General features: G+C 46.7%; 8 protein-coding genes. 4 read left to right on the forward strand and 4 right to left on the reverse strand.

From position 1 onward, the window contains the following. From AC1DUA_RS13470 to AC1DUA_RS13480, 3 genes are all read right to left on the reverse strand, one after another. A partial coding sequence (locus tag AC1DUA_RS13470; protein ID WP_477500248.1) for a glucuronate isomerase occupies positions 1 to 439 on the reverse strand: 439 nt, incomplete at its 3' end. Between the two features lie 124 nt (positions 440 to 563). Continuing rightward, positions 564 to 1496: a VanW family protein gene (locus tag AC1DUA_RS13475; RefSeq protein ID WP_477500249.1), complete on the reverse strand. Its 933-nt coding sequence runs from the start codon at positions 1494 to 1496 to the stop codon at positions 564 to 566. A 148-nt stretch (positions 1497 to 1644) separates the two neighbouring features. Beyond that, on the reverse strand, positions 1645 to 2454 hold the full coding sequence (locus AC1DUA_RS13480) for a phytanoyl-CoA dioxygenase family protein (RefSeq protein ID WP_477500250.1): 810 nt from the start codon (positions 2452 to 2454) through the stop codon (positions 1645 to 1647). A gap of 159 nt (positions 2455 to 2613) precedes the next feature. Between AC1DUA_RS13480 and AC1DUA_RS13485 the strand changes: the two genes are divergently transcribed. The 4 genes from AC1DUA_RS13485 to AC1DUA_RS13500 all read left to right on the forward strand — a co-directional run bounded on the left by AC1DUA_RS13485 (position 2614) and on the right by AC1DUA_RS13500 (position 6578). After that, a complete protein-coding gene (locus AC1DUA_RS13485; RefSeq protein ID WP_477500251.1) occupies positions 2614 to 3387 on the forward strand; it encodes a helix-turn-helix domain-containing protein in 774 nt (257 codons plus the stop codon). A 69-nt stretch (positions 3388 to 3456) separates the two neighbouring features. Beyond that, complete coding sequence (locus tag AC1DUA_RS13490) at positions 3457 to 4689, forward strand: aminopeptidase (protein ID WP_477500252.1); 1233 nt, start codon at positions 3457 to 3459, stop codon at positions 4687 to 4689. 157 nt (positions 4690 to 4846) lie between these two features. Continuing rightward, positions 4847 to 5764, forward strand: a complete 918-nt coding sequence (rocF, locus tag AC1DUA_RS13495; RefSeq protein WP_477500253.1) for an arginase — start codon at positions 4847 to 4849, stop codon at positions 5762 to 5764. A gap of 124 nt (positions 5765 to 5888) precedes the next feature. Beyond that, entirely contained in the window at positions 5889 to 6578 is a 690-nt protein-coding gene (locus AC1DUA_RS13500) for a DUF1361 domain-containing protein (protein WP_477500254.1), read from the forward strand. 63 nt (positions 6579 to 6641) lie between these two features. Here the strand turns inward: AC1DUA_RS13500 and aspA are convergent, their stop codons facing one another. After that, the gene (gene aspA, locus AC1DUA_RS13505; protein ID WP_477500255.1) at positions 6642 to 8060 is read right to left on the reverse strand and encodes an aspartate ammonia-lyase; all 1419 of its coding nucleotides are present in this window, start codon (positions 8058 to 8060) and stop codon (positions 6642 to 6644) included. Positions 8061 to 8163 lie beyond the last annotated feature (103 nt).

Genomic DNA, 8163 nt, shown 5'->3' on the forward strand with positions numbered 1-8163 from the left:
TCGTGATCAGGTCTCTGGCGCGTGAACCGCCTTCAGCCAGCTTCGCGTTCACTTTTTCCCAGATGGCAGGCGCGTTCTGCTCGTTGATCAGATCATTCACACCAAAGTATGTGCGAAGCTCCATATGGGACCAGTGGTAGAGCGGGTTGCCGATCGCCATTGGCAGCGTACCTGCCCAAGCAACGAAACGATCATAATCGCTAGCTTCACCAGTAACTTTATTCTCCTCAACACCGTTAGCCCGCATCATTCTCCACTTATAGTGGTCGCCGTATAGCCAAGCTTCCGTAATGTTATTGAATTGTTTATTTTCATAAATCTCTTTAGGGCTTAAGTGGCAGTGATAGTCAATAATCGGCAGATCTTTGGCATATTCGTGGAACAAATGAACAGCGGTTTCATTAGTAAGTAGGAAGTTTTCATCTAAAAACGTTTTCATAAAGCGAATTTCCACCTTTCTCGACCTGAATGATCTGCCCTTTATTTTAGCCGAAGGTGGAGGTGAAGTCTTGTGATTTTTTGCTTTAATTTTGTGAAATATGCATATATTGACCTCTCAAAGCCTATGAATTTGAATTCTCAGCATCTGCACCGACAGTTATTTCTTCAGGTATAGCTTTGGAAGCGCCTGGGACGTGCCGCGGCTTATGATTAATCAACTCCGAGGAGTAGATGCTGACATAAATTCTGCCAGGCAAAGCCTGCGCTCTGATGAGGATCGGCTGATTATAGTTATTTTTGAAGCTAAAATCCGGACCACCCCAGTTCACTGTCGCGTCTCTTCCTGAAGGTACGTAGGGCACAGATCTGCTGTGAGAGTACCTCTCTACAATGGTAAGACCAGCCCGGTCTGCCGCATTAAAAAGGGTCGAGGAGGTTTGACAAATACCGCCGCCAATCCCTTCGGAGAATTCTCCTCTAACAATGACCTTCGCAGGCATATAACCTCTTCCACGCGTACGAACGCCAACCACCCGGTTAAAAGAGAACGTTTCGTTCGGGAGGACCACGTAATTATTAATCGCCTGAGTAGCGAGCTTAATATTCGTAAAGCGGTGCTTATTATTTGAATTAAAATACGTCACATAATAGCCGATTGGATGTACTCGGATGCTAGCAAGCAGCTCACTATCCACTTTGGGATAAATGGGCAGCACAGGGACATCGAATTTCAGAGGCCCCTCACTGTAAAACTGCTTGTAAAATTGTTCCACGAACGCACGCCGATTCAGCTGTGCTCCTGGAATTTCTTTTACAATGCCTCCCGCATCGCTAATCGTGGCATTGACCGGCTTCCGGTACGCTTTCTTCTCCATTTCGGTCACGAGACGATCTAATCGTTCATTATTGATCAACGGCACGTCAACATAATCCAGTCTGTAAGCCTCACGCTGCACATTCGCTTGAATTTGAGAACTTCCATCCTTGGTCATCTGATCCGCCACTTCATTCAATTGCATCAAAAGCATGAGACCCGCAATCCATCCCTGCATCATCTAATCAATCACCCCTCCCCTATTGTAAACAATTGAAAATTTTCCATACCAAATAACTCAATTCCTAGCTGAAATGTAAAAAAGACCGCTCCCCGACCGATGATTGGCCTAAGGAACAGTCCCTTATTGTTCAGCTTATTTTCTCGCCTCAATGCGGATAGGAAGCTTCGAATTCATTCCCGCAAGGTCCGCCGCTCGGGTTATTCTCCAGATCGACAGTCTCGCCGTTTTGGCGATACAAAGGGCAATAATATTGACTAATGTGCGTAGCGGATTCATTGGCATAATGGCAGATGAACGCCCTGCGGAAGCGATCTTTTGTTTTGTTACGGTATGATCCGTGGATCAGATTGCCGTTAAAAAATAGCACGTCGCCTCTTTCCATGACGACAGGCATCGCCTTTTCGTCTTTTGGCGGCTTCACGTAATGCGTGGTGAACGACTCTTTGGCATCTGCGAGATCCGGACAAGAAAGATCCAGCGTATTCGTTTTGGGGACAACGAGCAGACTGCCGTTTTCCTCATCTGCGGCATCTATAGCTGTCCATGCGGCAATACAGTTACCCGGCTCAACTTGCAGGTAGAAGTTATCCTGGTGCAGTGCTTGACCGCGAGAGCCTGGCGGTTTGTAATAGAACATACTCTGCGCAGCAAGTGCTTCCTCTTCATACAAATCAGCTAACACCTCCATCACTGGCTGATGCAGCATATACTTTTTTGCTGTCTCATTAAAACGATGTGGGTGCATGACACGCGGGTAACGCTTCAGAGGGTCCGATTCATCTGCCTGCAGATCAGGTTCGAAATATCCCGGAACCTTCTTCATCGAAATTTCTTCAAATGTAGCATCAATTTCAGCCAAATTGTCCGCTGAGAATAAGCCTTTAACGATCAAATATCCTTCACGTTCAAAATGCTGTTTTTGCTCTTCCGTTAATTTAAGCAATGCTTTGGACATCTTAACTTCCCTCCAAGTTATCTGTTATTCTTCATGCTTTCATGATACCGAATCATGCACGCTCACAGAAGTAAGAATGCTGCTAATAAATCCTACAATCCTGCTATTTTCTGTTATACTCATTTCATTACATGCAGCGATCAGGAAGGAACGATCTTCATGAATATCGAAGCAAACTCATTTTTGGCAGGGCATTTCAATGAATCAGATTCCTATGTCACCATTCGCCCTGAAGGACGTAACGACTGGCTTCTGTGCTTCACCCTAGACGGGGAAGGGTATTTCAAGCACGCCGGGAATGAAAGACGCTGCCGAGCAGGAGATCTCACACTGCTAGCTCCAGGAACACCGCAGCATTATGGGACAAGGAAAAATCAGCATTGGCATTTTGTTTGGGCTCATTTCCCGTCCATCCTCGCAGAAACGAATCTGCTGCCTAAGGAAGAGCAGCTTTTCCTCGCCATTGAAAGTGAGTCGCTCCGCGAACGTATCTATCAAGCTTTCTCACGTATCCTGCAGGATTCCAGAGAACGCGGGGAATACTGGTTTGAGTTGATCCTATCCTCCTTGCGGGAAATCCTGCTCATCATGGCGCAGAAAACAAGCCGTACCATGGACCCTCGCATTGAAGAGGTCCTCCACCTCTTGTCCCAGCAGATGCGCGAACCTGTCCGCATCGATGAATTGGCTCACCGTGTCGGGCTTTCCCCGTCGCGACTTGCCCATCTTTTTAAAGCCAGCACAGGGTACTCCATCATTGATTCCCTCAACCGAATGCGGATTCAGCAAGCCGCTCTCCTGCTTGAGCATACGCAGCGAAGCGCTTCAGACGTCTGTTATGACGTTGGGTTTCAAAACTATAATCACTTCACCAATCAATTCCGCAAATGGCATGGCACTAACCCAAGCACTTTCATGAAAGAACGACGGTAAAAATTATTTGACAGTTTACGAACTCCACGATAAACTGCTAGCAAGCTATAGAAAAAAAGGAGGATTTCTATGACCTTTGAACGTAATCTTGATAAATATGCGGAGCTTATCGTCCGCGTCGGTGTGAATATCCAATCCGGGCAAACACTATGGATTAACGCTCCCATTCTCCATCCAGCTCTTGTGCGCCTCATATCCCGGAAAGCTTATGAAGCAGGAGCCAAACACGTACATATCGAATGGCAGGATGAAATCAGCACCCAAATAAAATATATGCATGCACCAGAGGAAGCTTTTGACGAGTATCCTGCCTGGCGCGCTCAAGCACTTAATGATTTAGCGGAGAATAACGGCGCTTATCTATTGATTGATGCCGTAGATCCTGAACTGCTGAAAGGCGTGGATCCCGCGCGTATTGCCGCAAATTCCAAAGCGGCAGGACCTAAATTGGTCAAATGGAGAGAAAGCATGTCCTCCTATTTCATGACGTGGTCGATTGTCGCTGCGCCTACTCCAGCCTGGGCATCTAAGGTGTTCCCGGACTTGGATGAAGGGGCTGCTATCGATGCCCTATGGGACGCGATTTTCAAAGCGACTCGCGTCGATCAAGACAATCCTGTGCAAATTTGGCACGAGCATAACGCTACCTTGCGCAGCAAAAGAGAACAGCTTAACGAGAAGCAGTTCCATAAAATTCATTACCGTGCTCCGGGCACAGAGCTAACTGTCGAGCTGCCACAAAACCACATTTGGCGCGGTGGATCTGCAACGAACGGAACGGGAGGTTTTGAATTCAACCCGAATATCCCGACAGAAGAGGTGTTTATTTCACCGAATCGACTAGGGACACAGGGTACCGTACGCAGCTCGAAGCCGCTAAGTTATCAAGGAAATTTGATTGACAACTTTACGATTACCTTCGATAGCGGACGAGTCATCGACTATGCTGCCGAGGTAGGATTTGAGTCCCTGAAGGCGATGATCGAAATGGATGAAGGCGCCCATTATCTAGGGGAAATTGCGCTTGTGCCTCATGATTCACCGATTTCCAACTCAAATCTGATTTTTTTCAATACACTTTTTGATGAAAATGCTTCAAATCATTTGGCCTTGGGAAGATCATTTCCTACTTGCGTGGAAGGTGGACCTTCCATGTCCAAGGATGAGCAGCGGGAAGCAGGGCTTAATGACAGCCTGATTCATGTTGACTTCATGGTCGGTTCTGCCGACATGGATATTGACGGCGAGCATGCGGATGGACGTATTGAACCTATTTTCCGCAAGGGCAACTGGGCATTTTAACTTTGGCATTAGAGACCTTCTAAACCACAATAACAGTGGAACAGAAGGTTCTTTTTTCATATAGTATAGGAGCATTGGTTCTTACGAAATTGGGAATGTTAGTCAGAAGGTAGAGGGAATTTCTTGCAACCCCATCCAAACAAGAGGAGTTGATCGTATGAGTACCAAACCGACGATTGCTGCGATTAGCGTGCCATTTGATCTTGGAGCAGGCCGACGCGGGGCTAGTAAAGGACCTAAAGCCATTATGCAAGCAGGCTTATTGCGGGGCTTGCAGCAAATGGATATGACGATTCAGCATGTGGCGGAGATTCGCCTCCCGAACGATACTGCAGCCCCGCTTCCGCCCGAGGTGGAAAAAAATAATTTAAAATATTTAGCTGAAGTTATAGACGTAAATACTCGCTTGGCTGAACAAGTTTCCAAAGTGGTGGAGCAAGGGCAATTCCCCCTCGTTATAGGCGGCGATCACAGCATTGCCATTGGGACACTTGCAGGCTTATCCGGGCATTATTCGAAATTAGGCGTTATATGGATTGATGCGCATTCTGATTTAAATACGGCTGATACTAGTCCGTCCGGCAATATTCACGGCATGTCACTCGCGATTAGCCTTGGAATGGGGCATCCTTTGCTAACCAGCATTAATGGAAATCAAGCCAAGGTGAAAGCGGAAAATATCGTCCTAATCGGGTCCCGTTCACTGGATGAAGGTGAGAAAAAGCTGATTCGTTCACTCGGCATCAAGTGCTACACCATGCATGATATCGATCGCAAAGGGATGGCTGCTGTCATGCAGGATGCCATCACTTATATTAGCGGCAAAACCGATGGCGTGCATGTTAGCTTCGATGTTGATTCCCTAGACCCGCTCGAAGCGCCGGGGACCGGCACCGCAGTGAAAGGCGGACTTCAATTCCGTGAAGCCCATCTCGCCGTAGAGATGCTGCATGAAGCTGGCATCGTCACATCCGCTGAATTCGTTGAAGTCAATCCGCTGCTCGACGATAACAACAAAACCTCGCAATTAGCTGTCGGCCTGATTAGTTCCTTGCTGGGCAAACAAATTTTATAGCTAACCGCTCGAACGGAAACTCGTATTCCTCCTTAGGGGTACGGGTTTTTCTGCTTGTTGCAAACAGGTTTAATTGGTAAAATATAGATGACTTTACGAGACGGACATTGGACTGGAGATCAGCATGAAAACGATAAATCACTGGATTCTACAGCTTTTACTTGCCCTGCTTTCCTTATCGACGATTGGCATCTACCTGTTTTTCAAAAACCAAACGTATTATGAATTCCTGAATTGGAATCTATTCCTTGCCTGGATACCCAATCTCTTCGCTTTATTAGCTTATTTATTACATTCACGCCGACCTTCGGTTATCGTCCATATGTTCATGTTCATCTTTGGACTAGCCTGGCTTTTGTTCCTGCCAAATGCACCGTATATCATAACCGATTTCATCCATTTAACACTTTTGAAAGACTTATACATAACCAAAAAAGCTTGGAGCATGGCATATTGGAATGATTTTTTCACCATTTTTTTATATGCGTGGAATGGGTTATTACTTGGATGCAGCTCCATGTATATGATCCATGTCATTATGATGGAACGCTGGGGCCGCATCATCTCATGGCTGCTCATGATCRTAACCTCGCTGCTAAGCGGGTACGGCATTCTTCTAGGCAGAGAATATCGACTGAATAGCTGGGATGCCCTGCTGGACATAGATATCGTGAGAACGCTGCAGATGAGCATTCATAGGGAAGCTATTATTTTCTGCGTGCTAGTTGGCTTTGTCATCTTTGTCATGTATGCAACTTTCTATTTACTTATCAATGGCATTGGCAGCTCCAGGCTTGCAACTTATAAAAGATAAACAAAAACGCCCCCACCTCATCATTCCGATGAGGTGAGGGCGTTTGTACGTTCCCGGTCTGGCTTAGTCGGCAGGCTGCAGCAATCTTTCGCCGGCAATGCCTGGCGTCGTCATCTGAATCGGATTGAGGATTTCCTCAATCTCCTCCGTAGTCAGCAATCCGCGCTCAAGGATAAGCTCCTTCAGCGTCATGCCTGTGCGCACAGCCTCTTTCACGAGCTGCGCGGCTACTTCATAGCCAAGATGCGGATTCAAGGCTGTAACGATGCCGAAGCTTTGCTCGACATAAGTGCGGCAACGATCGCGGTCCGCTTCCAAACCTTCGATCGCGAAGCGCTCGAAGACATCCGCCGCGTTGCGCAAGATTTTGAGCGATTGCAGCAAGTTAAACGCTAGTACAGGGCCCATGACATTAAGCTCGAATTGACCTGCTTCACACGCCAAGCAAATCGTATGATCGTTCCCGATGACTTGGAAGGCAACCTGGTTCACAACCTCCGGCATTACAGGGTTCACTTTCCCCGGCATGATAGAGGACCCTGGTTGTCTTGGAGGCAACTTCAGCTCACCTAGACCTGCCCGCGGACCTGAAGCCATCAGACGAATATCGTTGCATATTTTGGACAGATTCACGGCACAGACCTTCAAGGATGCCGATAGTTCTGTGTAAGCATCCATATTTTGAGTACCGTCAACCAAATGCTCAGCATTCTCAACCGGAATGCCACACTCATCTTTCAAATGAAACATCACGCGATTGACATACTCCGTCTTCGCATTCAGCCCCGTACCTACGGCAGTTGCCCCCATGTTCACTATCAAAAGCCCCGTTGAAGCTTGGCGAATCCGATTAATATCACGTTGCAAGACACGTGCATAGGCACCGAATTCTTGTCCAAGACGAATCGGAACAGCATCCTGAAGATGCGTTCTTCCCATTTTTATCACATCATCAAATTCTGATTCTTTCCTGGCAAAAGCGCGCTGCAGCGAAATCATGGTCTCGATCAATTGTTGAGATAAGCGGTAGGCGGCAATTTTGATCGCGGTAGGAATGACATCATTCGTCGATTGCGACATATTCACATGATTGTTTGGATTACAGTGAAAGTAGCTGCYCTTCTCCTCACCCATCAGCTCCAACGCCCGATTGGCCAGAACTTCATTCATATTCATATTGATCGAAGTTCCAGCTCCTCCTTGAATGGAATCTACGATGAACTGATCCAGAAGCTTGCCTTCTCTAACTTCTTCAGCCGCTTTTACTAGGGGTTCACCAATTTTCTTAGGAAGCATATGGGTTTCCATATTCGCCAGAGCGGCTGCTCGTTTTACTTCTGCTAAAGCTGTTATAAGTTCTGCATGAATTTTAACGCCTGTAATTGGAAAATTTTCAAGCGCACGCATTGTTTGAATGCCGTAATAAGCCTGGACTGGTACTTGCTTTTCACCTAAAAAATCTTTTTCAATGCGAATACTCATCGTACACACCGTTCCTTTTTCATTAAAGTAACTGCTCGCGAAGTAGGTGTTCTAATAGCATCCTTCATGGGATGGGTTTTAATTGACCACTGTAATGTACAGC

The organism is Paenibacillus sp. 01T422, assembly GCF_056398785.1.